Annotated in this window: 21 protein-coding genes; 10 read left to right on the forward strand and 11 right to left on the reverse strand. The window is 47.7% G+C overall.

Translation table 11 applies throughout. The annotated features are described in order from the left end of the window. The first annotated feature begins 2 nt into the window (after window positions 1-2). The gene (locus ACQ4M5_RS26600; RefSeq protein ID WP_430678756.1) at window positions 3-965 is read left to right on the forward strand and encodes a phytoene synthase; all 963 of its coding nucleotides are present in this window, start codon (window positions 3-5) and stop codon (window positions 963-965) included. A 190-nt stretch (window positions 966-1155) separates the two neighbouring features. Here ACQ4M5_RS26600 and ACQ4M5_RS26605 read toward each other — a convergent pair whose 3' ends face one another. The 3 genes from ACQ4M5_RS26605 to lexA form a co-directional block, all read right to left on the reverse strand. Continuing rightward, the gene (locus ACQ4M5_RS26605) at window positions 1156-2049 is read right to left on the reverse strand and encodes an SDH family Clp fold serine proteinase (RefSeq protein ID WP_430678757.1); all 894 of its coding nucleotides are present in this window, start codon (window positions 2047-2049) and stop codon (window positions 1156-1158) included. A 169-nt stretch (window positions 2050-2218) separates the two neighbouring features. Next, window positions 2219-3025 carry a DUF6683 family protein gene (locus ACQ4M5_RS26610; protein ID WP_430678758.1) on the reverse strand — a complete coding sequence of 269 codons (807 nt, stop codon included), beginning with the start codon at window positions 3023-3025 and terminating at the stop codon, window positions 2219-2221. Between the two features lie 194 nt (window positions 3026-3219). Then, window positions 3220-3852, reverse strand: a complete 633-nt coding sequence (lexA, locus tag ACQ4M5_RS26615; RefSeq protein ID WP_430678759.1) for a transcriptional repressor LexA — start codon at window positions 3850-3852, stop codon at window positions 3220-3222. Between the two features lie 137 nt (window positions 3853-3989). On the opposite strand from lexA, the gene mnmG reads away from it, so the two are divergent. Continuing rightward, a complete protein-coding gene (gene mnmG, locus ACQ4M5_RS26620) occupies window positions 3990-5888 on the forward strand; it encodes a tRNA uridine-5-carboxymethylaminomethyl(34) synthesis enzyme MnmG (protein WP_430678760.1) in 1899 nt (632 codons plus the stop codon). 105 nt (window positions 5889-5993) lie between these two features. Here mnmG and ACQ4M5_RS26625 read toward each other — a convergent pair whose 3' ends face one another. Next, window positions 5994-7148, reverse strand: coding sequence for a murein hydrolase activator EnvC family protein (locus tag ACQ4M5_RS26625; protein ID WP_430678761.1), 1155 nt, complete (start codon window positions 7146-7148; stop codon window positions 5994-5996). Window positions 7149-7586: 438 nt separating this feature from the next. Between ACQ4M5_RS26625 and ACQ4M5_RS26630 the strand changes: the two genes are divergently transcribed. Both ACQ4M5_RS26630 and ACQ4M5_RS26635 read left to right on the forward strand, forming a co-directional pair. Further along, window positions 7587-8669: a cistern family PEP-CTERM protein gene (locus tag ACQ4M5_RS26630; RefSeq protein ID WP_430678762.1), complete on the forward strand. Its 1083-nt coding sequence runs from the start codon at window positions 7587-7589 to the stop codon at window positions 8667-8669. 118 nt (window positions 8670-8787) lie between these two features. Next, window positions 8788-9552 (forward strand): Uma2 family endonuclease, encoded by a 765-nt coding sequence (locus ACQ4M5_RS26635; protein ID WP_430678763.1) that lies wholly within the window; start codon window positions 8788-8790, stop codon window positions 9550-9552. Window positions 9553-9592: 40 nt separating this feature from the next. On the opposite strand, the gene ACQ4M5_RS26640 is transcribed toward ACQ4M5_RS26635, so the two are convergent. Beyond that, window positions 9593-11992: a sucrose synthase gene (locus ACQ4M5_RS26640; protein ID WP_430678764.1), complete on the reverse strand. Its 2400-nt coding sequence runs from the start codon at window positions 11990-11992 to the stop codon at window positions 9593-9595. 153 nt (window positions 11993-12145) lie between these two features. Between ACQ4M5_RS26640 and minC the strand changes: the two genes are divergently transcribed. The 5 genes from minC (at window position 12146) to ACQ4M5_RS26665 (ending at window position 19634) form a co-directional block, all read left to right on the forward strand. Further along, the gene (minC, locus tag ACQ4M5_RS26645; protein ID WP_430678765.1) at window positions 12146-13009 is read left to right on the forward strand and encodes a septum site-determining protein MinC; all 864 of its coding nucleotides are present in this window, start codon (window positions 12146-12148) and stop codon (window positions 13007-13009) included. 1262 nt (window positions 13010-14271) lie between these two features. Continuing rightward, complete coding sequence (gene pilM, locus ACQ4M5_RS26650; RefSeq protein ID WP_430678766.1) at window positions 14272-15360, forward strand: type IV pilus assembly protein PilM; 1089 nt, start codon at window positions 14272-14274, stop codon at window positions 15358-15360. After that, window positions 15361-16239, forward strand: coding sequence for a PilN domain-containing protein (locus tag ACQ4M5_RS26655; protein WP_430678767.1), 879 nt, complete (start codon window positions 15361-15363; stop codon window positions 16237-16239). After that, window positions 16236-17111 (forward strand): hypothetical protein, encoded by an 876-nt coding sequence (locus ACQ4M5_RS26660; protein WP_430678768.1) that lies wholly within the window; start codon window positions 16236-16238, stop codon window positions 17109-17111. Before ACQ4M5_RS26655 ends, ACQ4M5_RS26660 begins: the two co-directional genes overlap by 4 nt. 120 nt (window positions 17112-17231) lie before the next feature. Then, window positions 17232-19634 (forward strand): secretin N-terminal domain-containing protein, encoded by a 2403-nt coding sequence (locus ACQ4M5_RS26665; protein WP_430678769.1) that lies wholly within the window; start codon window positions 17232-17234, stop codon window positions 19632-19634. 50 nt (window positions 19635-19684) lie between these two features. On the opposite strand, the gene ACQ4M5_RS26670 is transcribed toward ACQ4M5_RS26665, so the two are convergent. From ACQ4M5_RS26670 to ACQ4M5_RS26680, 3 genes are read right to left on the reverse strand one after another with little or no spacing between them, the layout of a single operon-like run. Further along, entirely contained in the window at window positions 19685-20128 is a 444-nt protein-coding gene (locus ACQ4M5_RS26670; RefSeq protein ID WP_430678770.1) for a type II toxin-antitoxin system VapC family toxin, read from the reverse strand. Continuing rightward, window positions 20125-20391 carry a hypothetical protein gene (locus tag ACQ4M5_RS26675; protein WP_430678771.1) on the reverse strand — a complete coding sequence of 89 codons (267 nt, stop codon included), beginning with the start codon at window positions 20389-20391 and terminating at the stop codon, window positions 20125-20127. Before ACQ4M5_RS26675 ends, ACQ4M5_RS26670 begins: the two co-directional genes overlap by 4 nt. 14 nt (window positions 20392-20405) lie before the next feature. Beyond that, window positions 20406-20999 carry a Uma2 family endonuclease gene (locus ACQ4M5_RS26680; protein WP_430678772.1) on the reverse strand — a complete coding sequence of 198 codons (594 nt, stop codon included), beginning with the start codon at window positions 20997-20999 and terminating at the stop codon, window positions 20406-20408. Window positions 21000-21089: 90 nt separating this feature from the next. Here ACQ4M5_RS26680 and ACQ4M5_RS26685 point away from each other — a divergent pair, with 90 nt between their 5' ends. Further along, window positions 21090-21716: a phosphoribosylanthranilate isomerase gene (locus tag ACQ4M5_RS26685; RefSeq protein WP_430678773.1), complete on the forward strand. Its 627-nt coding sequence runs from the start codon at window positions 21090-21092 to the stop codon at window positions 21714-21716. Window positions 21717-21885: 169 nt separating this feature from the next. Here the strand turns inward: ACQ4M5_RS26685 and folE are convergent, their stop codons facing one another. The 3 genes from folE to ACQ4M5_RS26700 form a co-directional block, all read right to left on the reverse strand. Next, window positions 21886-22566: a GTP cyclohydrolase I FolE gene (folE, locus tag ACQ4M5_RS26690; protein ID WP_430678774.1), complete on the reverse strand. Its 681-nt coding sequence runs from the start codon at window positions 22564-22566 to the stop codon at window positions 21886-21888. A gap of 56 nt (window positions 22567-22622) precedes the next feature. After that, complete coding sequence (locus tag ACQ4M5_RS26695; RefSeq protein ID WP_430678775.1) at window positions 22623-23348, reverse strand: SDR family oxidoreductase; 726 nt, start codon at window positions 23346-23348, stop codon at window positions 22623-22625. 456 nt (window positions 23349-23804) lie between these two features. Beyond that, the gene (locus ACQ4M5_RS26700; RefSeq protein ID WP_430678776.1) at window positions 23805-24800 is read right to left on the reverse strand and encodes an acetyl-CoA carboxylase carboxyltransferase subunit alpha; all 996 of its coding nucleotides are present in this window, start codon (window positions 24798-24800) and stop codon (window positions 23805-23807) included. Between the last annotated feature and the right edge of the window lie 37 nt (window positions 24801-24837).

Genomic DNA, 24837 nt, shown 5'->3' on the forward strand with positions numbered 1-24837 from the left:
CTTTGTCAACCCTTCCATCTGTCTTACGAATGCTGCAATTGCCCGAACAACCCTCTTCCTTTGTACGATCGTTGGCTTCTGTCGATGAAGCTTACGAGCAGTGCCGCCAATTGATGGAACACTTCACCAAGTCTTTCTACTTGGCGACCCTGTTATTTCCTGCTGAGAAACGGCGGGCGATTTGGGCAATTTATGTCTGGTGTCGTCGCACCGATGAATTAGTAGACGGCTTGAACGGCAAATTGGCAACCGATGACACGCTCGATCAGTGGGAAACCCGCTTAGAGAAAATCTTCGCGGGCTATCCCGAAGATGATTTTGATGTGGCACTGGTCGATACTGTGGAACGGTTCCCGATCGACATTCAACCCTTCCGCGACATGATCGCTGGACAGCGAATGGATCTCTATCGCAGCCGTTACCAAACCTTTGATGAGCTTTATCTGTATTGCTATCGGGTAGCTAGTACGGTCGGTCTGATGTCTACTAATGTGATGGGCTTGGCAGAGCCGGACAAGAGTGTGCCGTGGTATCGTCCTGATGCGAGTTATTCTCCACTGGATGATGCGATCGCGCTTGGTGTGGCGAAACAGTTGACGAATATTCTGCGCGATGTCGGTGAAGATGCGCGTCGGGGTCGAATTTATCTGCCTTTAGAAGATCTAGAGCGGTTTAACTACACCGAAGATGATTTGTTTAAAGGCGTGAATGACGATCGATGGAAGGCATTAATGAAATTCCAAATCGATCGAGCGCGGCAGTTTTATACGCAGGCAGAACGGGGAATTGGTTCGCTGAATGCGGATGCGAGATGGCCCGTTTGGTCAGCGTTAATGCTGTACAGCCGAATTTTGAATGCGATCGAGAATAACAATTACGACAATTTCAATCGTCGGGCGTATGTGCCGGGGATGCGGAAAATGTCGTTGTTGCCAATCTCTTGGTTGCGGGCGCGAGTGTTGTAGGATTCGGGTTCTTAGAGGGTGTTTGAGAAGTAATCGTTGATCGCATTCACCCGCCCGGAGATTTATTTCCGGGCGGACTGGCAACGCAGCAAAGCCGCTTTTTATCCTTCTCAAACACCCTCTTAGCTCCGTTTCAGTCTCGCCCGATTTCAACTCAGGGCAAAGTTGCAACGGAGCTAGAACTTCCGAATTAATCCCGCACCCGCGCTCCTTCCGGTAACGGTCTACCTTTCGGTTCCGGCAACGTCGGACGGCGCTCATACGGCAATGGAATATATTGCACCGAAGGACGACCGCCTTGAGGCTGCGGATACAATTCCATCAGATCATAAATCTCTCGATCGAGTCCCACTGTGATCGGCAACCCCAACTCCGATGCTTCCTCCACCGTAATCGGATAATCGTGCGTTACTTTTCCAGTCGTCAACGCATCGATCACGTTTTCAATTTTGTCTGGATCAATCTTTGGTTGTGGAATCGCATCTTTTAACAATGTGCGAACAAACCGCTGAACTTGAGCGATCGCTTTCCGTGACAAGTCCGCCATGATCAAAGTCTGATCATCGATATCCCCGATCGGCTTTTCTTCTACGACTTTAATCACACTAGCTGCCGGGAAGTTACCCAACTGCGGATCAACCGGACCCAGAACCGCATTCGCATCCATTACAATCTCATCTGCTGCTAATGCCAGCATTGTTCCACCGCTCATCGCATAGTGGGGAACATAGACGGTTACTTTTGCAGGGTGACGAATCAGAGCACGAGCAATTTGCTCAGTTGCAAGCACTAATCCGCCTGGAGTGTGCAAGATCAGATCGATCGGCACATCGGGCGGAGTTAACCGAATTGCGCGAAGAATTTGTTCAGAATCTTCGATCGTAATGTAGCGAGATAAAGGAATCCCCAACAAGCTAATCGATTCTTGACGGTGAACCAGCAAAATCACGCGGCTATTTCGCTTCCGCTCGATGTCTTTCAGCGTTCTAAACCGTTTTGTCTCGGTTTGTCTTCGCTGCCAGAGCGGTTGTAAAGATGAAAAAATGAAAAATACCCAGATTAAATCAAAGAAACTAAAAGTCATAGAACAAACTCTGAGGATGATGGCTCTATTGTTTCAGTTTCGATTCTTGGGAATCTCTGCCCTGAGAGCTAAACCTTAGCTGGTCAAGACAGAAGCCTCACGTTCTATCTCCTCAGTTTGGCGGAGAGGCAAGAGTTTCGATCGCACCTTCCGCGCCGTTTATCCTGAGCTAAGAACGTGCTAATGTCAGTCCTTGATCAGTCAGATTCAACTGCATGACATTAAAGCCGTATTTTTCAGCAGCCCTACTAATGGCTGTCTTCATCGAAGCAAGCTGGCTCGGATCTTTTGCCGCGAAGTGCATTGCTTGATCAACCAGTAACGCTTCAATCAACAATCCCTCTGCCATTTCCTGCTTTTGTGCGTCAGTCAGAGTCGCGACGGTAGGTAAAGAGGTCAGAATGTTCGCCATTTGATTCCGAACGGACTGGAACTCTTTGGGCGTTGGCTTGGCAATGTTACCTCGCGCTCCATGCCAAGCAGCAATCACATAAAGCGCCATCGTATCCGCCACGTTATTCGTTTTTGCACCTAGAGGCGCGATCGCTCGATCGATTTCAGCGATGATGTTGCGGGAGGCGAAAAGCTGCTCCAATTGTCCAGCAGCTACCGGATCAGCAGCCCGCGCTCTGGCGACAAACTGAGCAAAGTTGCGTCTGCGGACTTCCATTGAGGGCTTAAAGGTCAAGTTCGCAGGTTGACGCTGCGAAGCTGGACTAGCGGATTGAGGAGTTTTACGAGGACTCGTCTGAGCTGGAGTGGAAGAACGGGTTGGACTAGAAGAAAGCGATGAGCCTTCGACTTGTTCCCTAAGCATTTCCCTCATCATCGAATCGTGAATAATGTCTCTCCCGATCGAGAGTGTTGTATCGAGCGATGGTCCCCAACCGCCGCCATATTCTTCTAGCGCGATCGCTCGTAAAGGCATCGTCGATAAAGCAGCGATCGCGAGGATGTAGGGATAGTAACGTCTCACAATGACCTCTCCAGAATTTGATGAACGTTAGCACCGAATAGCCCTAATTTCTTGCGAAGATAGCACGATTTAAGAGAAGTTAGTTCGAGCGATCGTTGACTGATGCAACTTCTCATATCGGCTATTCAAAAAACTGAGATTCGGTTCCGGAGTAGTAGTCAGGAGAGATGTTGCTTGACAGCATAGACAGCAATCTATACTAATCCGCGTACCAAGCCGACAAAGACTCCTTCGATCGCCACTTCTTCGGCTTGCTTTTCGATCACTGGATAGCTCGGATTTGCAGGCTGCAAAATAATCTGATCGCCGCTCCAGAACAAGTGCTTTAGAGTCGTTTGCGTTTCAAATCGTGCCGCAACAATTTCACCGTTTCTAATCGTGTTGGGTTCGGATTCTTTTCTCAAAATAACCACATCACCATCTGCGATCGCTGCCCCGATCATGCTATCTCCCCGAACCCGCAGTGCAAAATACTGACTCATCTGCTGTCGTCGTTTTCCGACAAAATGCGGCAACGTTGACACATCAACATACTCTCCAACATCAGCATCGGGAAAGGTTTCGACCAATCCGCCTGCTGCGATTACGCCCAGAATTGGAATGTTTCTCGATCGAGGTTTACAAATGACGAGCGACTTGACCGAGCCTTCTTTCCAAGCGACATAACCCGCATCTCTAAGATCAATTAAATGAAACCGAATTGTATCTTTCGACTTGTAGCCTAATGCCGCTGCCATCTCGCCATAAGACGGCACAGAATGATATCGATCGATATGATCTTCTAGCCAGTCGAGTAATTTCTGTTTAGGAGGAGAGAGGTCAGTCATGACGATTTAGAACAGGTGTACTTATTAGAATATCTGATTTTTATTCATAATTCTAGATTTCTCTAACATTCCCGGTATCCTGCTTGAGTTTCAAGTTCGCCCCTTAGAATAGAGATTGCACGATAAGCCGATGAACTATGAGCGTAGAGTTTCTTGATTCGTATGATGTGGTAGTTGTGGGAGCCGGACACGCGGGATGTGAAGCGGCTTTGGCGACCGCACGTTTGGGCTGTCGGACGTTGCTGCTGACGCTGAATCTCGACAAAATCGCTTGGCAGCCTTGTAATCCGGCAGTCGGTGGACCTGCAAAATCTCAGCTAGTCCATGAAGCGGATGCTTTGGGCGGTGAGATTGGCAAAATGGCAGATCGGACTTACTTGCAAAAACGGATTCTCAATTCGTCGCGAGGTCCCGCAGTATGGGCATTACGGGCACAAACCGATAAGCGCGAATATGCCGCGATCATGAAAACGATCGTTGAAAATCAGGAGAATTTAACGATCCGAGAAGGCATGGCAACGGATCTAGTTCTGAACGCGAATGATGAAGTGATCGGGGTCGAAACTTACTTCGGTGTCGCATTTGAATGTAAAGCAGTTGTGCTGACCACCGGAACGTTTCTAGGTGGAAAAATCTGGGTCGGCAATAAATCAATGGATGCAGGTCGCGCAGGAGAATTTGCTGCGATCGGCTTAACCGATACGTTGAATCGATTTGGATTTGAAACCGGACGATTAAAAACGGGAACGCCTGCACGAGTCGATCGACGTTCTGTCAATTTCAATGTTCTCGAACGTCAACCGAGCGATTCAGAAACTCGCTGGTTCAGCTTTGATCCAGAAGTTTGGGTCGAGCGAGAAACAATGGATTGTCATTTAACTCGCACCACAGCAGAAACACATCGAATCATTCGTGAGAACTTACATTTATCCCCTGTTTATGGCGGTTGGGTAGATGCGAAAGGACCGCGATACTGTCCAAGCATCGAAGATAAGATCGTGCGGTTTGCAGATAAAGAAAGCCATCAGATCTTTATCGAACCAGAAGGTCGAGACATTCCAGAACTTTACATCCAAGGATTTTCAACGGGATTACCGGAGATAGTTCAATTGCAAATGTTGCGATCGCTTCCAGGTCTAGAGAACTGTGCAATGCTTCGTCCCGCTTATGCAGTCGAATATGACTATCTGCCAGCAACCCAATGCTATCCAACGCTGATGACTAAAAAGATCAGTGGATTGTTCTGTGCTGGACAGGTCAACGGTACAACTGGATATGAAGAGGCAGCAGCACAAGGATTGGTCGCGGGTATCAATGCGGCAAGGTTGTGTCAGGGTCAAGAGATGGTGATTTTCCCGCGTGAACAAAGCTACATTGGTACATTGATTGATGACCTTTGTACGAAGGATCTACGCGAACCTTATCGGATGCTAACTTCTCGATCGGAGTATCGCTTAATTCTACGATCGGACAATGCAGATCAGCGCTTAACCCCAGTGGGACGTGAGATCGGACTGATCGATGATCGACGCTGGACAATGTTCACTAAAAAGCAGGAGAACATTGCAGCAGAGAAAGAACGACTGCATGAGACGCGAGTGAAAGAACTGGATGAAGTGGGGAAAGCGATCGCACAATCGACTCAACAAGCAATCAAAGGATCAATCACACTTGCTGAATTGCTGCGTCGTTCTGGATTTCACTATGTGGATCTAGAGCAATACAATTTAGGCAATACAAATCTGAACCAAGCTGAGAAAGAAGGGGCGGAGATTGATATCAAATACTCTGGCTACATTCAGCGCCAACAACATCAGATTGATCAAATCAGCAAGCAAGAGAATCGCAAGCTGCCCGAAACGTTAAACTATCACGAGATTGAAACGCTCTCGAAAGAAGCGCGAGAAAAACTCTCGAAAGTTCGACCGTTAACGATCGGGCAAGCCAGCCGAATCGGGGGTGTGAATCCTGCCGATATCAATGCACTATTGATTTATCTGGAGATTCAAGCCCGTCGAATGGCTGAAGTGGTCTAGCACAATTTAAGCAATCCAAATCGCGATCGTTAAGAATCAAGGTTAGATTGATTCGATCGGATGAACTGGACGTGTGTTGTATCACGTCCAGTTTTTTACTCGGATTTACAGATAGTTCATGGGATCAACAGGTTCACCATTCTCTCGGACTTCAAAATGCAAATGAGGTCCAGTCGATAGTCCAGTAGAACCCGTAGCCGCGATCGTTTTTCCACGTTCTACAGTTTCGCCCTCAGACACATACAGTTCTTGAGCGTGAGCGTACATTGTGGTAATTCCGTTGCCGTGATCGAGAATGATCGAATTTCCATAGCCGCCGTACCAACCTGCAAAAATCACAGTTCCGCGATCGGCAGCCAAAATCGGATGTCCAAAGTCTGCACCAAAATCAACACCCGCATGAAAGCGTTGATAGCCCAAAATGGGATGAGTTCGATAGCCGAATCCGCTAGTAATTGGACCATCACTCGGCAAGTTAAACTGTCCCGTTCCTAAGATAACGATGCCATTTTTCGCACGTTCTTCCGCAATTCGTCTTTGAATCAGTTCACCAATGCTCTTAGAATCTTTTTCAAGTTGAGCTTCTGCGGCTTCAAGAGCACGACGATTCGTTCTGAGCCGTTCTACAATTTCTTTCTGAGATTCTGCCTGCTGCTCGAATTGAGCTTTCTGAACCATCAACTGTTGAGCTAACAACGTGGTATTAATCTTTTGCTGTTCGACTTGTTGACGTTGCCGATCGACCTTTTCCGCCTCAGTTTTGAGATCAGCTAAATTTCGTCGATCGTTCTTGTAAATCTGCTTCAAGCGGAAACGTCGATCGAGAAAATCATTCAAATTCTCACTCTGCAATAAAACCGCCCAACCCCGACTCTCTTGCTGACGTTGCAAAAATCGCAAGCGGGAAGCAGTCGCAGATTGTCTTTGCTGATAGCTTTTCTCTGCTTCTCCCAGTTGCGCTTCTAGTTTCTTCAATACTCGACTCGCATTATTCAACTTCGCTTCCGTGGTTTGAATCTGACCTGCTGTTGCTTGAATATTGCGCCGAATGCCATTGAGGTCTTTTTGCGCCGATCGCTCTTGGCGTTGGACTTTCTCCCGCTCTTTTTGAACCTGCGATCGCTGTTGATCTAATTGCTGCTGTTGCTGTTTGAGTTGATTAATCTCTTGAGCGGCAACAGGTAAACATAGTAACGCCACACAGCACAACCCGATCAGTAGCTTTTTGAGAGAAGACAACGATTGAACGATCGCACTCATATTTCTTGACTCACGGCACTGTCAAAACAGAAACCATTATGTCGAGAACAATCCTAGCGACAATGCTGAAATCACGGGAGCGCAAAGAATTGATTTCAGGGCGGTTAGTCATCGGTTCTTTTCTCAATTGACCTCAGTAAAAATGCAGAATCCGTAAAAGCTGGTATCTTGCTTAATTTTGCGCGTAACAGAATTCCTTATTTCAGAGTTTTTACTGAATTTTATCTTGCAAATTAATCAAATTCTGAAGTGTGTTTTCAGTGAGCAGCGGAATTTCGCTTCTCTTTCAGCAGAAAATCCCTCAAATCGAGTCCAGGTTCACCGCAATATTACTGAAGTACGGAATTTGTATGAAGAGTTCTCTAAGTCAGCAAAATCATCATGAATATTCAATAGATTAATGTAATAGCGTATACACATAACGTTCAATTTACTCAGATGTCCAAGAACTTGTCTCCGACTCTCTTAATGCTCTGTTCTGGAGTTGCGAGTTTAACGCTGTTACTCGTTGCAAATCCAGCACTTGCAAGAGCAAACAATGGCAACGGCAACGGCAACCGCAACTCTCCCGCACCGACCCAAACGCAGACCCCCACCCAGACTCAAACTCCCACACAGACTACAACGCAGGCCCAAACTCCAACCCAAACTGTTGTTGCTCCAACGCAATCAGCGACACCTGCAACCAGTTCTTTTTCAGTCGGACTTGCAGACTTGGGTAAGATCTTCCGAATCAACTTTGACGGCAATGTGAGTACCAACACCGTCAGCGGATTAACTTCATTTGTGGATTTAACCTTCAAAGGCTTCACCACCCAGAACGGAAACACGATCGCGACTTTTGATGCCCTGCTCGACAATACTTCCAGTGGTGACATCTTCTCGCGGGTTTCGGGATTTGGTTTCGACACCAGTGGAACGCTACTGAGTGCGAACACGAGCGGAGTCTTCGATCGGTCTCATCTAAACGGTGCTTTCCCGAATCAGTTCGGTAACGTTGATGTCTGCTTCAATTCTGGAAGTAACTGTCAGGGTGGAAGCAACGGAGGAGTCAACAATAGTACTTCGCTTCCTGGAACCTTTGACTCTGGAAAATTCAGCTTCACCCTGGCTCTGGGTGGAAGCGTCAATACACTGAGCCTGAGCAATTTTGGAGTTCGTTATCAAAGCATTGATAGTGCATCTCTGAATCTTTCAGGTGCAAGTGGTACAGGTCGCGGTACATCTATCACGGTGAATCCGCCCAGCACAAATCCGAATCCGCCAACAAATCCGAATCCGCCAACAAATCCAAATCCCCCCGCAAATCCGAATCCGCCGTTGTTTGATACCCCGATCGATGGCACGAAACCGAATAATCCAACTCCACCAACACCACCAAGCAATCCAACTCCACCCCCCAGAGTGACCACACCGAAGCCCGCGAAAGTCCCAGAACCCAGCACGATCGCAGCTTTAACTTTAGTCGGCGCGATCGCACTGAAGTACCGCAAAAAGCAAGAGATCGAATCGGAAATCTAACTTCTAAATCTAGAGAAGAGAGGGAGCAATCCCTCTTTTTTATTCGACTGATTAGAGTAGAACAAAAGAATTATATTAAAATTAAGAGCAATCGCTGTTCGATCGGAGGATGCCCTGTATGACGATCGCTAAACCCCCCCTCAGCTTGCCGGATCATACTCAGTTGCCAGAGTCCGATGGTACATTCGTGAAAAACTTCCAGGAACATCCGCAAAGTATTCTGCTCACCACTTCGATTCGACCGACTTTGGATGCTTTGCACCCGGATGGACAGTATGCGATCGGGCAAGACTGCGGCATCTATTGGCGATTAACTGATCCACCAGAGCGAGGAGCCGAAGCGCCAGACTGGTTTTATGTTCCGAATGTGCCCCCGTTGCTGGATGGGCAGACGCGCCGATCGTATGTGATGTGGAAGGAAATTATTGCGCCGTTAATCGCGATCGAGTTTGTCTCTGGTGATGGGACAGAGGAGCGCGATTACACTTCCCCATTCAGTAGCGAGTCTGCCAAAGCGGGTAAGTTTTGGGTGTATGAGCAAGCCATTCATATCCCGTTCTATGCGATCTACGAAGTAGAGAAATCTTCTGTGGAAATGTATGAACTGATTGCGAATCGTTACCAACGCTGTCGCCCGAACGAGCGAGGGCATTATCCCATTCCTTCGATCGGTGTGGAATTGGGAATTTGGGAAGGACAGTATGCCAATCAAACCTTACCGTGGCTGCGGTGGTGGGATAGTGAGGGGAATTTGTTGCTGGCTTCTGATGAACGAGCGGAACAGGAACGGCAGCGAGCCGATCAAGAACGACGACGGGTCGAGCAATTGGAAGCGTTTTTGCGATCGCAAGGATTTGATCCGAATCAATTGCCAGAATCTTGAACTGCGATCGCCCTCGTTTATTTTGAGGGCGATCGTAATTCTATTGCTGCATTTGTTCCTGTAACAATCGTTGCGCTCTAGGTTTGTACAAGAGATAGAACAACGATTCGACGTATCTGAGTAAATCTTCGCGGTTTTCTTGAGAGGTGTAGTTCCAGAAGCCGTAGATTTTTGCCAGCGATAACAGTCGAGTCGTGTGAATTCTCCAGGTGTAGGTACTGTAGACGCGATCGATCCCTTTCTGAGCAATTTCGTTCCAATAGTTCGGATCGCGATCGCATTGATCCAGAAACTCTAGAATCACGTCTGCAACTTCTTCGTGATCGGTTGGATTGATGTAGAAGCCGTTCACTTTGTCTTGAATAATTTCAAGTGGACCTCCAAATCGAGTTGCAAAGGTTGGAAGTCCAGTAATCATCGATTCCAGAATAGTTAAGCCGAACGCTTCAAATAAAGCAGGCTGTACGAAAATGCCTTGTCGATCGGCAATTACTCGATAGACTTCTCCAGTGTCACCTTTTGGCAATCGCACACCGAGCCAGCGAATTTTGCCCTTGAGATTGTATCGATCGATAATTTCGTACAATTTCTCAATTTCGCTAGTTTCCTCGTAATCGCTAGAGTCGTCTACCCGCAGCTTTCCAGCGACCAGAATTAGATTGCAGCGGGCTTTGAGCGCTTCACTCTTTCCATAAGCTTCTGCAAGTCCAGTGAGATTTTTAATGCGATCGAGCCTTGCCATCGAAAATAAGGGGCGCTTAATCGGATCATCAAGTGTGCCGAAAATTGAATCCGGATCTTCATCAGTGAACAAGAGATTTTCTAAGCGTTGTCGATCGTTCAATAATCGATCTTCAGTTCGAGTAAATGGGAAATAAACTGCCTCATTCACACCGGGAGGAACGACATTAAATTTGGGGCTAAATAGTTCAATTCCATTAACAACGTGATACAAATCGGGCATTGTAAAGGATTTGTAGGATTCATATTGCCCGACACTTTCTGGGGTTCCAACAATTTCTTGATAGGTGCTACTAATGATGAAATTTGCCGCATTCATCGCGATCAAATCGGCTGTAAATTGCAGCGAAAAATGGTATTTATCTTCGGATTCCTGCCAGTAAAGATTGCTGAATAGATACTTTGATTTCTCAAGCGCGTGAGCAATGATGCAATAGGTTACTTTCAAACGTCTTGAAAGCAAGAATGCAACGAGATTTCCGTCCGTGTAGTTTCCAATGATTAAATCGGGTCTGCCTTGAAATTCGGCTTTGAGTTCGCGTTCGGCATCGATCGAGAAAGTTTCTAGATACGACCAAATCTCGAATCGAGAAATCCAATTTTGCGTCAAGTTCGGATCAAATTCTCGGAATGGAACTCGTAAGATCCAGGCATCTGTTGTTCCATGAATCTTCTCAAGTCGCTGATTACAAAGCGTTCCATCGCTACTAGGAATAAGTCGAGTTAAAACAATGACTTTTGGACTAATATCTAATCCTGCAAGTGCAAGATCTTCCTGCAATTGTTTCTCTAAACTTTTGACCTGATCCAGAATATAAACCACTTGTCCGCCTGTGTCTGGTCTGCCCAAAACGCCTTCTTGTCCGAACCATCCGTGGGGTGAAATAATGGCAACTCGAAAGATCATCGGAATTCGAGAAACGAAGGTCTCTAAAGTCTGGTGATCCGGTGAATCAATTAACTGATCTAAAATCTCTAAAGTCTCTTTGACTCGTGCAACGGTATTTCCCCAACCGGGTTCAAATCCAATATTTTGCAAGTCAAATCGAAAGGATTCAAACGCATCATCTGGATCACGATCGCTTAAAATTCCCAAAGCCTGTTTGACTCGATCGCTCAGTTCTTCCGGCGATCGAATCCGTCCATTAATTAATAGTTGCATTCCGTTATATTGATGCAACTGTAAAAATTGAAACAGAGTTTCCTGTCCTTTCTTAGAATCCTGAAAAATCCGACTCGATATATATCGATTAAGAAAATCCACACCCTTACCGATATTTTTTGGATCGCGCAGAACAGGCGAATAATCATAAAAAGGTGCAAAATCAATTTCAAAGACATCGCCTTCTTGCGGATGATAATGATTCACAAAGCGATCGCGAATATCGAGCAATTCTTGAATCGTAATTTGCTCGATCGTCAAATCTTCCAGCAACAGATACGCCTCTTGTCGCGCAATTTTTGGACGAAGAATAAAATACAGATTCCGATCTTCGACAATAATTTCCTGCACATAACGAATCAATTTCTCCAGGTAAGATGAATCATGTTTTTTAAACTGTTGAGAAAATTCATCAAACAACTGCAAAATTTCGTTTCTAAGCAGATACCGTTTGCCAAACGATCTCAACTCGCTGGCAAAGTTACGCAAATCGGACTTCTCATCGCTGTTTAGAACGGCTTGAATCAGGTCTGACATCTTAACTCCTTCTAATTCGCACACTCGATTTGGCAGAAAATTGTCATCACACCGTAGTGAAAAAACTGGGAGATCGCGTCTGTCGATCGAAACAATGTTGCAAACCGCCCAGTGAGTGAATATGATCTATCCGTTGCAGCCCCAAGTTAAGGCATGACTTCTGATACTTCTCTTTCGTCCCTCTCGAACGACTCCACCCCGACCAGCCCAGAAGCCGTTTCTAGCCCGGATATCGAAGCGGATTTGCTCGATCTATCCCTGCTCGAAACGCCCGAAGTGCCGAAGATTGCGATCGAGGATCTCCAAGTCCGCCTCAAAGCCAAAGAGGGAGTTCTGCACTTGAGCTTACCGCCCGAATCCGAGTCCGCCTCTAAGATGGCGCTGGCGTGGGGCGAGTTGTGGCAGCAGTTGAAACAATTATTAATGGGACGCGAACGGCAGTGGCAGCCGAATACGATCGTGCATTTGATCGCAGACGATCGCTTGCTCGATACTCGTCAATTGAGCGCGATCGCGGAAGCCCTAACCGACGTGCAACTCCAACTTAAATCGGTTCATACTCGTCGTCGTCAAACTGCGGTCGTCGCTGCCACGGCTGGCTATTCAGTCGAGCAAATTACAGCCGTCGATCCATTGGCTCCGAAGCAAGAGACTGCCACGGCAATGGAGGAACCGCTTTATATTCAAATGACTTTACGATCGGGCACTGAGATTCGCCACAACGGAATGGTGATCGTGATGGGCGATTTGAATCCGGGGAGTACGATTATCGCGGAAGGCGATATTCTCGTCTGGGGTCGGTTGCGCGGTGTGGCTCATGCGGGATGCAAGGGGAATGCGAAGTCTCTGATTATGGCGCTGCAATTGGAGCCGACGCAGATTCGGATTGCGGATTATGTGGCTCGCGCACCGGAAACGCCGCCTGCCCAGTATTTTCCAGAAGTTGCGTATGTGTCGCCGCAAGGAAGTATTCGGATCGCGAGAGCGGCGGACTTTTCGATGCGGAAAGAGGATTGATCGACGAAATGTACCGTAGCGAAACGAAGTCTGCAACGGCGGACTGACTCGAAAAACGGCTGTTAGAGGGTGTTTGAGAAGGATAAAAAGCGGCTTGGCTGCGTTGCGAGTCCGCCCGGAAATGAATCTCCGGGCTAATGGAGGAAACTCCGCTGAAGCGGACTCAGAACACAATACGGAATTCTTAGCCCAGTTTAGTGGGCTTCCCACAATTAGCCCGGAGATTCATTTCCGGGCGGGTGAATGCGATGAACGATTATTTCTTAAACACCCTATTGTGTGCGTCAGGCACACTTTGTTTGTGTAGCCCCGAATTCCATTCGGCGGGCATTCAGGATTCTCGCAAGAATTTAGTACCTGCAAAGGTCGATCGAGATAAGAGGGTGTTTGAAAAGTATAGAAAGACTCTTCGCTGCGATTGCGTTCCGCCCGTGATTGGAAATCACGGTCTATCGGAGAAAGTCCACTAAAGGGGACTGAAAGCCAGTCGTCAGATACTCTTCAGTCTGTTTCAACAGACTTTGTTCCGATAGCCCCGAATTCCATTCGAGGGGCGATTCAGGCGATGAGCGATTACTTTTCAAACATCCTCTAAGTTGTCGATCGATCATTTCCTAATTGATATGAATTCCACGGATTTCATTTTGATCTGATTCGATTACTCCCCGTATTTCCACAGTCGATCGAATCGAACTTTATCAAAGCCTAAAATTCACTTCAAGCACGTTCTCAAAGTGCGTTATCCCGGTTACTTCGCTGATTCAAGACATTCAAGAAACGGCTCAATGCCTTATCCCAACACTACGATCCGTTCCTCACAAAATTAGTCGTTCCACTTTTAAAATCGCGTGTAGTATGCACAAATAGGAGTGTCATTTCTTACATCAGGGAGGCTTCTGTAGCGATACTTAGTTGAACGAATAACACCCGAAAAATCGTAAATTCTAGCAAAAACAATTCTCGTAAATTGAGCAATTTAGAGTGATTTCTATCCGAAATTCGCTCGATTTTTATTGCCTCAGAACACTTAACAGCAATACTTTCAGAGATTTTTCAGCTTTTTTGAATTGAGTTGTTTATTCTTGCAAAAACCTGGGCAGTCTAAGTTCGTTACACGAGAGATTGATATCGTTCAATTTTCCATAGAGTAACAGATTTTCTGATTACTTTGCGTGTAATCACTCAAACTTTCTCAAACCAGACTGCGATTCCTCGATCGCACAACACCTGTTACTCATTCACTTACAGCGGGCTAACAAACAGTGGTTAACGTCAAGAGTTTATTCTCAAAAAAATCAAAGGGGGTTGGCATTGAGTTAGCCGCCGATCGCCTCAATATTGCGCTTCTTCGTAAACAGGGGCAAGGCTTTCGGCTAGGTACTTATGTCACGGTTCCCATTCCTGAAGGTGTGTTTCACGAAGGGCAAATTACCGATCCGCCCACGATGGCTGAGATTATTCAATCTGCGTTAGCCGAACACAAAATTAAAGTGAAACAGGTGGCAACGGCAGTTCCCGGTGGACGCGATACGGTGACGCGAATTATTCCCGTTCCGGCAGAACTCGACGATCGAGAATTGCGCGAAATGGTGCTTAACCAAGAAGCAGGCTTGTATTTGCCCTTCCCACGCGAGGAAGCCGATGTCGATTATCAAAAGCTCGGTCTATTCGTGGACGAGGACGGCATCGAAAAGGTTCAAGTCCTGCTCGTCGCGACCCGCAAAGAAGTGACTGATACCTACTTGAATACGTTCCAACAAGCGGGATTAACGGTAGATGTTCTAGAAGTGAGTAGCTTCTCATTGATTCGGACGATTCGCGAACAGTTGCGCCAGTTTGCACCTCAAGAAGCGGTCGCACTCGTGGATATCGAATTTGAAAATACTGAAATCTCGATCGCGGTCGATGGGGTTCCTCAGTTCTCGCGGACGGTTCCGATTGGGACGTATCAGATTCAGTCGGCACTATCGAGAGCGATGAATCTGCCACCCTCGCGCAACATTGATTTGCTTCAAGGCATGACGATTCCGACCGGGGATTCTAATCGTCCTGGTGGTAATCCGGGTGCAGCGGCAATGTTGCGAGTGTTGGGAGAACTGAGCGATGAATTGCGCCGATCGATTGATTTTTACCTGAATCAAGGCGAGAACCTGGAAGTCGCTCAGGTGATGTTGGCGGGACCGGGAGCCGCGATCGGGCAATTGGATGAATTTTTCACTCAGCGATTGAGTTTGCCCTGTAGCTTGGTTGATCCGATTTCATCCTTGTCGCTCGGAGACAGTGAGATTCCAGAAAATCTTCGTCCCGGTCTGGGGGTCGTACTCGGTTTAGGACTGCGGGAGGCGTGGTAAATGTACAGTTTAGATGTCAATTTTCTCAACGATCGACCAGAGATCAAGCCCGATAAACGACGCGGTGGCGGTCGCAATAAACCTTCGATTTCACCGACCGATCGTCGTCCGTTGTATCTGGGATTTGCTGCATTAGTCTTCTTTCCAGCGGTGGCGGCAGCGCTTCTTGGAATTCTAACGCTGCGGAACGGGGACTTAGAAAAACAGCAGGCGGATCTCGATGTTCAACTTGGGAATTTAGAAGCCGAGAAAAAGAATTTATCGAAGGTTCAGGAAGAAGCGAAACAGGCAACCGCTGAAGCAGAAGCACTGGCTTCGGTGTTTAACCAGATCAAGCCTTGGTCTGCGATGACTCAAGATATTCGCGATCGACTTCCTGCAACGATTCAGCTTGCTTCGATTACGCAAGTCGCTCCAACTGCGGCGACTCCTCCTCCAGCAGGCACAACTCCGGCTGTTCCGGCTCCTCCCGTTTCCTCTCGGATTCAAATTCAAGGCACAGCAAGTTCGATGAATGATGTCAATGACTTTATGTTGACGCTTCAGCAATCGAACTTTTTGAGAGCCGACCAAACCAAAGTTATTAGCGCGGAGTTGGGTGAGGAGAAAACGCTACAGATTCCGAAGTTTCCAGGAGTTGAGCGGGAAGTCGGTCAATTCAAAGCGCCTCGCTTGCCAAGAAGAGTCTCCTTCACGATTACAACGGCGATCAATGATGTGCCTGCTTCGGAACTGATTCGAGAACTCGATCGTAAAGGTGCAGTCGGTTTGGTGACTCGGATCGAAGCCTTGAAACAACGCGGTGTAATTTCGGAGACTTCTACGCCGAAACCGCCGACTCCCGCAGCGACTCAAAAAGACGGAGCGAAGACACCATGACCGCTGATTTTATTCCTGATTCGGAGTTTGAGAATACTCCAAACTATCCCACGGCGTTTGGGATCACATTTACGCCCACCATTAGCGGTGTTCTTCTGGGGTTACTTGGTGTGATTAGTGCAGGTGCATTGATTAATTACCTGGTGATGCCTGCCTGGGAGACGAATCAAACGCTGAGTGCATCAGTGCAAGAGAAGACCCAGCAGCTTGAACAACAAGGCGCAATTCGTAAGCAAATCCAAGATGCGAAGGATCAGTTAGCGAAAGCGAAACAGAAACGCGATCAGGTTTATGGATTGTTTGCAAACGAGAAAACGTTAAACACGCTCTTGTTTGATCTCAATCAGTTAATCGAGCGTAACAATGCTGGGTTACTTGCTGCGAGAAACACGAAATTGAATGGCTGTCCGGTCTATGTGCGGCAGGCATTTGCAACTCCAGGGGGCGCTCAGGAGTTTGAAGATCAGTTTGGAAAACTGGTGGCAGAAGCGAAATTGCAGCGATTTAAGCCAAATGAAGCAGGCGCGATCGTGGTCAATGATGGTTCGTTCGGTGCGTCGATCGATAACAAGCTGAAGCGCCAATCGATCGATGTGGAGATTCGCGGCAACTTCAATCAAACGCAGTCGATTTTTAGAACGATCGAGCGCTTGCAGCCGTTGATTCTCATTCGCAATCTGAACGTGAAAGTTGTTGATAACAAAATCGCGGAAGGACTGTACGAGATTCAGCCCGATGGCACGATTCGCTATCTAACGAACTGCCAACCGGATAACCAGATTACAACGACCTTCCAAATGGATGCGCTGATGCCGCTAACCGATGTCGATCGACAAGCGGTTCAAGCTGCCCAACAAGCTCCAAAACCGTAGGGAGTAGGGGGTAGGGAGTAGGGAGTAGAAGACAGTGTTTCCGCTTCTCCCCACTCCCCACTCCCCACTCCCCACCTCTTAATCCCAATTCCTAATTCCCCCTACCAGGAGTGTTACCCCGTGAAAGAGCTTCGAGCAATTAGTATTGCAACTGCCGCGACTCTCGCTCTCGTGAGTCCTGCGATCGCGAATCCCACTCAAGTCACCAATGTTCGCGTCAATCCCAATGGTGCTGGCTTTGATGTCGTTCTCGAAACCCAGGGTGGCAAAGCGCCGCAAGTTTTCAATGTCAATCGTGGCAATACCTGGAATGCGTATGTGTTCAATGCCCAAATCACTCAACCCTTCCGCCAGAACAATCCCGCGCCTGGAATTGCTCAGATTTCGGTGATTCCCTCTGGTGCGAACGGTGTTCAAGTGACTGTAGTAGGAACGAGTGCAGCCCCGATCGGACAAATTGCTTCCCGAAATGAACAAGGGGTAATCTTCAATGTGTCCGGTGCAGGGGGTGGTAGCACTCCAAACGCTCAACCGAGTGCTGCCGTCCCGATCACAACTGCTCAGGCACAATCGACTCCTTCGGCTTCCTTGCCCACGCCTCCCGTTGCTCAAGCCCTACCGAATTCAACGACTCCGGTTGCTCCTTTTGTACCGAGTGCTCAAGTCCCGAATCAAGGTCAGCCCACGGTTCCGGTTGCTCCGACTCCTCCTTTGTTGAGAAGAGCCGTCGCGCCTCCGGTCGGTGATCAGGCAATTTCTCAGATTGATACCTCGCCAACCTTGGTCGATTTAGGCACAAATGAACGAATTCCACGCTTAGTATTGCGGGATGCTCCTGTCCGGGAAGTACTATCGCTGTTAGCTCGTGCTGCGAATTTGAACTTAGCATATAGTGAATCGGGAGCAGGGGCACAACCAGGAGCCGCAGCAGGAGCAGCTAGAGCGAATGGTCCAACAATCTCTCTAGACATCCAAAACGAATCCGTTCAGGATGTGTTTAACTATGTGTTGAGAGTTGCTTGTATTCCGGTTTCGGGTGGTGCGGGTGGTGCGGCTGGTGCGGCTGGTGGTGGTGCAGGGAATTGTGCAGCTTTAGATGTGAACCGAGTTGGACGCACAATCTTTGTCGGTCCTCGCTTGCCAGATGATGCTCGGAACATTATTTCTCGTACCATTCGTCTCAATCAAGTTTCAGTGGCAGATGCAGCCGCATTCTTGACGACACAAGGTGCAGAAACTCAGCGTCCGTTTGAACAAGTTGAAGTCCAGACGGTTGGAGAAGGTGCAGGCGCACGAGTGATCGAACGAAGAACGCCATCGATCATTTCGCTTCGAGCGACGGAAGGATCTGCGCCGTTAATCCTGCGTGGATTGTCGGTTTCGTCGAACGATCGCTTAAATTCAGTCACGCTCACAGGTGCACCTCGCAAAGTCGAAATTGCAACCCGTCTGTTGGGTCAACTTGATGCCCGGAAGCGCCAGGTCGCACTCAATGTGAAAATTGTTGATGTGAACTTGCTGAAGACCGATGACTTCAACACCAGCTTCTCGTTTGGCGTTGGAAATAACTTCTTCAGTGTCGATCGAGGTGCTGCACTCTTTAACTTTGGTTCAGTTCGTCCACCAACAAACGCAGAAGTTTCAAATTCGCTCACCGGACGACCAATCACAGGAAACCTTTTCCCTGAAGGAGCTACGCTTGAGCCATTCGCAGATGCTCCAAGCGGTGCGCCTTACTCCGGCGGAAGGACAAACGTGCCTATTTTCGGCGATATCGCTGCATCTCGTCCACCTTTCGGTACTTCTAGTAATCCATTTCAGCCAGGGGTTACGGAGATTACTGCCCCAACAAGAGATCCAGCAACTGGACGTATCACTGATCCTGGCTCAGTAACTTTTGGTTTACCTTCATTGTTCCAGTTTCCCAGTCGTTTCTTAGCGCGATTGCAGTCTCAAGTCACTAGCGGAAATGCAAAAATTCTCACTGATCCAACTGTCGTAGTTCAAGATGGTGAAAGCTCTAGTGTGAAGCTGACCCAAGAAGTATTCAGCGGTTTCCGTCGATCGGGCTTCTTAATTGAGGAACCTATCATCCGAGAAGCTGGATTGATTCTGAATTTAAGAGTCGATCGGATTGATGACAATGGCTTTGTCACTTTGCGAGTAAATCCGGTGATTTCTGCACCTTCTAACTCAGTCAACTCACCTCAAGGACAGATCACGCTGATTACTGGACGTAGCATCGAATCTGGCTCAATCCGAGTTCGCGATGGTCAAACACTGATCCTGTCTGGAATCATTCAAGAAACCGATCGAGCTACGGTGGCAAAAGTACCGATTCTCGGTGATCTGCCATTGCTTGGTTCATTGTTCAGAAGCACTAACCGCAACAATACCCGCCAAGAGGTTGTCGTGATGATCACACCTCAAATCATGGATGACAGTGATCAATCCAACTTTGGTTATGGTTATGTTCCGGGTCGCGAAGTGCGTCAGTTCTTGCAACAGCAAGAGAACCGCTAACTCAAATTCAATCTAGATCCACAGTGCCAGAGTTCCGAACTCTGGCTTTTTTATTGCACTGTTTGAGGATGAATCACAGTGATGGGAGCAGTGACCGCAAAATCAGTCGGATTCAACGTCAGCAAGTGATCAATACGATGCGACAACATGACAGCAATGAGGCGAATATCATGCGATCGCTTTCCTTGGATACTATTGTCGTTCACTAACTGTAACCAGATTGGAAAAATGTCTGCCCGATCTTCTAGCAGAGAGAAGCCATTAAGTAGCTCAACAATCCGATCGTGTGTTTGGCTGGTACTCCATCCCAATCCATTAACGTTAACAGGACGAGTTGCAACAACCCAAAACTCCATCAGAACTTGTGCTGTCAGAACACACTGGTTTCCCTGCAATCCCAAATGGGAGATCGCATTAACGACTAATGAGTGTTGAGCATCAATTGGGTTAGAAAATCTCAGAACTATGTTTGTGTCTACTAAATATCGAGTCATTCGTCGCAGACACGTCCCCGATCGCCGTAAATACTTTCCCGATCGAAAGCCTCGTCCGGTAAGCTCACGCCCGTTTTAGGAAGTTGCGCTGTCCATTGCTGGAAACTTTTCACCCATTCTTCTGGCGTGACAGCATCCCAAGATTGCAGAGACGCTTGTGTTTTTTCAGACTCAAGCTCGATCGAGGCAATAAAACTTTCCACTTGTTTCAGTTGCTCTTCGTTCAGCTTATCGATCTGTTGCTTTACTTTTTCTTTCAGCATGGCTTTACAGAGTTCTATTCTTTTATCGTAAGCGATTCTTCATCAAGATTGAGGTTAATGTCTTCGTAGAGCAAATCGATCGAGAATTTCAAATCCACACTCACAAGCTGAATCTCGTCGCCTTTACTATACGGCGTAAGTTCCCATTTATTGTTCTGATTTAGCCGAAAAATCTCAACATTGATACTATCTGAGCTAATCAGAACATATTCTTTCAGGCTTTCAAGCTGTCGATACTGAGCAAATTTGCCACCACGATCATACGCTTCTGTCGTGGGTGATAGCACTTCAGCAATCAAACAGGGATATTGCACAAACTTTAATGCAGTACGATCGCGCTCATCGCAAGTCACATTCACATCAGGATAAAAAAACGGTCCTTCTTCTGTAATGCCAACTTTTGCATCGGAATTTAAAACCTGACAACCGCGACCTCGCAAATGGGATTTGAGAAGAGAAACAAAATTAACCGCGATCGCACTATGCGGAATTGTGCCGCCTGTCATTGCATACACTTCACCTTCCGCATATTCGTAGCGGATGTCTTGCTGTTCTTCCCATTCCAGGTACTCTTGGGGACTAAACGAAAATTTAGGATGAGCAATCATACGATTTTCCCAAAAAGTTCAGATGTTCTTACTCTAGCGGGTTCTACTTCTTGATACGCTATCGTTTGAGGAAACACAATAATTCTAACGATGGGCTTACAAGTCAAAATCTGCGGTATTACTAAACTCGATCAAGCGATCGCAATTGAACAATCCGGAGCAACCGCGATCGGCTTTATCTGTGTTCCGGGAACTCCCCGTTATATTGATGCTGCAAACATTCGATCGATTACTAATCAGCTATCAGTCGATCGTGTAGGTGTGTTCTTAGATGCTTCGCTCAATACGATTCGAGAAACGATTGCGATCGCAAACTTAAACATCGTTCAACTTCACGGAGCAGAATCGCCCGAATTTTGTCAGCAAGTTCGAGCCTTGAATGTCAAAGTAATCAAAGCGTTGCGAATTCGATCGGAAGTAGATTTGGAATGCTCGATCGACTATCAATCTCATGTTGATGTTTTACTACTTGATGCCTACCATCCGACTCAAGCTGGGGGAACGGGACTATCGATCGATTGGACAATGCTGAAACAATTTCGTCCCACTTGTAGCTGGTGGTTAGCAGGTGGACTGAATCCGAACAATGTAAATGATGCTCTTAGCTTAGTTACACCGGATGGGATTGACTTATCCAGCGGATTAGAAAACGCCCCAGGCGATAAAAACCTGGAGCGTGTTACAGAGCTATTTAGACAATTGGGATGTCGATCGTAGTTCTCAGCTTCGTTGTCATTGGACTGTGCCCCCTAAATCCCCCATTCTGGGGGACTTTGAACAGTAGCAAATCCTTAGAGATCTAGAGAACTTCTTCTATCTCTTAGTCCCCCACTCGTGGGGGATTTAGGGGGCTTCCAAGATCTCAGCAATCACAAACTATCTAAACCTACCAAAACGAAGGCTGATGACGAATCAAGTTTAGATACTCCTCACGAGTCTTCTGATCATCCTGAAACACCCCAACCATCGCACTCGTCACCGTCCAAGAACCTGGCTTCTGCACCCCACGCATCACCATACACATGTGAGAAGCTTCCATCACCACTGCTACCCCACGCGGCTGAAGAACTTCCTGCAATGCTTCCGCCACCTGACGAGTTAAGCGCTCCTGAACCTGCAACCGTCGCGAATACATCTCCACAATCCGCGCCAACTTACTCAAGCCCACGACCTTTTCATTCGGAATATAAGCCACATGTGCCCGACCCATAAACGGCAACATGTGATGCTCACACAAGCTAAAGAAATTGATATCGCGCACCAGCACCATTTCATTGTGCCCTTCATCAAAGATCGCGCCGTTGACCAATTCTTCCAGTGATTGATTGTAGCCACTGGTTAAAAAGCGCATCGCATCTGCCACCCGCTTCGGAGTCTTCAGCAAGCCTTCGCGATCGGGATCTTCACCCACCCCAACCAACATCGTCCGCACCGCATCCATCATCTCTTCAGAGGTTTCTTCACTGGGCGGTTTAATTTTGGCTTCTAGACCGTTCTGCGTATTGCGATCGGGTCTTGATTCTAATTTGTTCTTGGCGCTGAATCCATTCGGAGAAGCAATAGTCATGATTGTTGCAAAATTAAGTGTGCAAAAAACGAACCGTTTAACTTGAAAGTCTCGACTCAGAACGTTCCAGCATTGGGCATGAGAATCATCTCTTCGACCACTGCTCGATTGTTCAGGGTGGCAGCTTGTACGATCGCATCAGCAACAATGTCTGGGGTCAACATGGCTGAGCGATCGAAGTCTGCCTGCACCGTTTCGGTGTCCCAAATGGGCGTATTTACCGACCCCGGTGAGAGGGTTACCACTCGAATTCCATGCGAACGTTCTTCTGCCGCTAGGGTTTTCGAGAGTGCTAGGATTCCAAACTTGCTGACGCAGTACGCGCCCCAGTCTGGAAAAGTTTGATGCGCCGCGATCGAGGCGATGTTGATAATCGTGCCGCGTTTCTGAGCACGCATTCCAGGCAAGATCGCTTGAATGCACTGAAAAACGCTGGTGACATTCAGATCCATGACTCGCTGCCAGTCGCTTAACGACATTTCTGCGAGACTGCCTGTATATCCCATGCCTGCGTTATTCACCAGAATGTCAATGCTGCCGACTTCGGAAATGCAGGCTTCGAGCTTCGATCGCACTTGAGCGACTTCTGCTAAATCGATCGCGCAAGTGTGAGCATTAACTCCGAGCGATCGCGCTTCTGCTGCGACAGCATCAAGTTTGGACTGAGTGCGGCTGACAAGAACAACATCGATTCCCGCTTTGGCGAATGCGATCGTCGTGGCTTGTCCGATACCGCTACTTGCCCCAGTAATCAGGGCACGTCGATGGGTGGAGGAACTCATGAATCCTCAAAAAACTTAGTAGGGGGCTGAAACTGGAAAACGGTCTTCGGTCATTGACGATGGAGCGTAGCGATGAAAAACGGCGATCGAATGAAGAGCGAAGAACCGGAAAAAACTTGAGTAGAAAGGGTTTGCAAAAGTAGAAAAATGAGTGGGTTTTACAAATCGTTACGTCAGTTATTAATTATATCTTGCCACGGTGCAATCTTAGAGGATGTCCAGAATTTTGTGCGGATGAAGGTCTGTCACTGCGATTGAGTCTGCCCGGAGATAAATGCTCCAGGCTAATAGGAGAAACGGTGCTTCAGCACCCTAAGACCTCAATCTCAGCCCACTTCAGTGGGGTTCCCTCAATTAGCCCGGAGATTCATTTCCGGGCGAGTTTGCGGACAAACAAATACGCCAAAATTCACACCCCTGATTTTAGAGATCTTGTCGCTTTACACTGCTCAAGACTTAGACATGAGACGGCAATCCCGCTTCCGTGAACACGCCAATATTGCGGAATTTCTGATAGCGGAGTTCTTTTCGCTGTGTAGGGGTAAGCTGGTCTAACTCTGCTAAATTTCGCAAAATCGCCGCTTTGAGCGTTTCTGCTGCCTCTAGTGGGTCGCTATGTGCGCCACCAACGGGTTCCGATAAAACTTCGTCAGCAATGCCCAATTCTTTCAGATCCGGAGCCGTGATTTTCAAAGCTTCTGCTGCTTGAGCCGCTTTCGTCGCATCCCGCCAAAGAATCGTCGCACAAGTTTCCGGCGGTGCAACACTGTAGACGGCGTGTTCAAACATCAGCAATCGTTCTCCAACCCCGATCGCTAAAGCTCCTCCTGATCCCCCTTCCCCAATCACGCTACAGATAATCGGCACTTCAAACCCGAACATTTCACGCAGGTTATACGCGATCGCTTCTCCTTGTCCAAATTGTTCCGCCTCCAATCCCGCCCATGCCGCAGGCGTATCAATAAAGGTCAGAATCGGCATTCCAAATCGATCGGCGTGTTCCATCAATCGAATTGCTTTCCGATAGCCGCTCGGAGAAGCCTGTCCAAAGTTGCGCTGAATATTATCTTTGGTGTTGCGCCCTTTTTGCTGACCCAACATCACGACGGGGCGACCTTCAATTCGTCCCACGCCTCCAACGACTGCCGGATCATCATGTCCGCCTCGATCGCCATGTAACTCCATCCATTCATCACTAATCGCTTGAATGTAATCGAGGGTACTAGGACGACGGGGATGACGAGCGACTTGGAGCCGCTGTCCAGGAGTCAAACCGCTGAAGATCTCTTTACGAAGCTCGATCGCACGTTGTTCAAGTAGCGCAATCTGATCAGACAAATCAACCTCGTTTTCCTCAGCTAACTCGCGCACCTGAGTAATTCGGGCTTCGAGTTCAGCTAAAGGTTTTTCAAAATCGAGCAAAATCGGACGACGATCGACGGAATTCGACATGAAGCACCACTCCTAAAAGTGAGGAGATGTGATTTTT

The sequence above is a fragment of the Leptolyngbya sp. AN10 genome, from assembly GCF_050565645.1.
In the GTDB taxonomy this organism is placed as follows: Bacteria; Cyanobacteriota; Cyanobacteriia; order Leptolyngbyales; family Leptolyngbyaceae; genus Leptolyngbya.

Bases quoted from the DNA above. Each gene is read 5' to 3' on its own strand.
- ACQ4M5_RS26695 (WP_430678775.1), bottom strand. From the start codon at position 23,348: ATGAGTTCCTCCACCCATCGACGTGCCCTGATTACTGGGGCAAGTAGC.
- ACQ4M5_RS26605 (WP_430678757.1), bottom strand. From the start codon at position 2,049: ATGACTTTTAGTTTCTTTGATTTAATCTGGGTATTTTTCATTTTTTCA.
- mnmG (WP_430678760.1), top strand. From the start codon at position 3,990: ATGAGCGTAGAGTTTCTTGATTCGTATGATGTGGTAGTTGTGGGAGCC.
- ACQ4M5_RS26630 (WP_430678762.1), top strand. From the start codon at position 7,587: ATGTCCAAGAACTTGTCTCCGACTCTCTTAATGCTCTGTTCTGGAGTT.
- lexA (WP_430678759.1), bottom strand. From the start codon at position 3,852: ATGACTGACCTCTCTCCTCCTAAACAGAAATTACTCGACTGGCTAGAA.
- ACQ4M5_RS26685 (WP_430678773.1), top strand. From the start codon at position 21,090: ATGGGCTTACAAGTCAAAATCTGCGGTATTACTAAACTCGATCAAGCG.
- ACQ4M5_RS26700 (WP_430678776.1), bottom strand. From the start codon at position 24,800: ATGTCGAATTCCGTCGATCGTCGTCCGATTTTGCTCGATTTTGAAAAA.
- ACQ4M5_RS26635 (WP_430678763.1), top strand. From the start codon at position 8,788: ATGACGATCGCTAAACCCCCCCTCAGCTTGCCGGATCATACTCAGTTG.
- ACQ4M5_RS26660 (WP_430678768.1), top strand. From the start codon at position 16,236: ATGACCGCTGATTTTATTCCTGATTCGGAGTTTGAGAATACTCCAAAC.
- ACQ4M5_RS26655 (WP_430678767.1), top strand. From the start codon at position 15,361: ATGTACAGTTTAGATGTCAATTTTCTCAACGATCGACCAGAGATCAAG.
- minC (WP_430678765.1), top strand. From the start codon at position 12,146: ATGACTTCTGATACTTCTCTTTCGTCCCTCTCGAACGACTCCACCCCG.
- ACQ4M5_RS26640 (WP_430678764.1), bottom strand. From the start codon at position 11,992: ATGTCAGACCTGATTCAAGCCGTTCTAAACAGCGATGAGAAGTCCGAT.
- ACQ4M5_RS26625 (WP_430678761.1), bottom strand. From the start codon at position 7,148: ATGAGTGCGATCGTTCAATCGTTGTCTTCTCTCAAAAAGCTACTGATC.
- ACQ4M5_RS26675 (WP_430678771.1), bottom strand. From the start codon at position 20,391: ATGCTGAAAGAAAAAGTAAAGCAACAGATCGATAAGCTGAACGAAGAG.
- ACQ4M5_RS26680 (WP_430678772.1), bottom strand. From the start codon at position 20,999: ATGATTGCTCATCCTAAATTTTCGTTTAGTCCCCAAGAGTACCTGGAA.
- folE (WP_430678774.1), bottom strand. From the start codon at position 22,566: ATGACTATTGCTTCTCCGAATGGATTCAGCGCCAAGAACAAATTAGAA.
- ACQ4M5_RS26670 (WP_430678770.1), bottom strand. From the start codon at position 20,128: ATGACTCGATATTTAGTAGACACAAACATAGTTCTGAGATTTTCTAAC.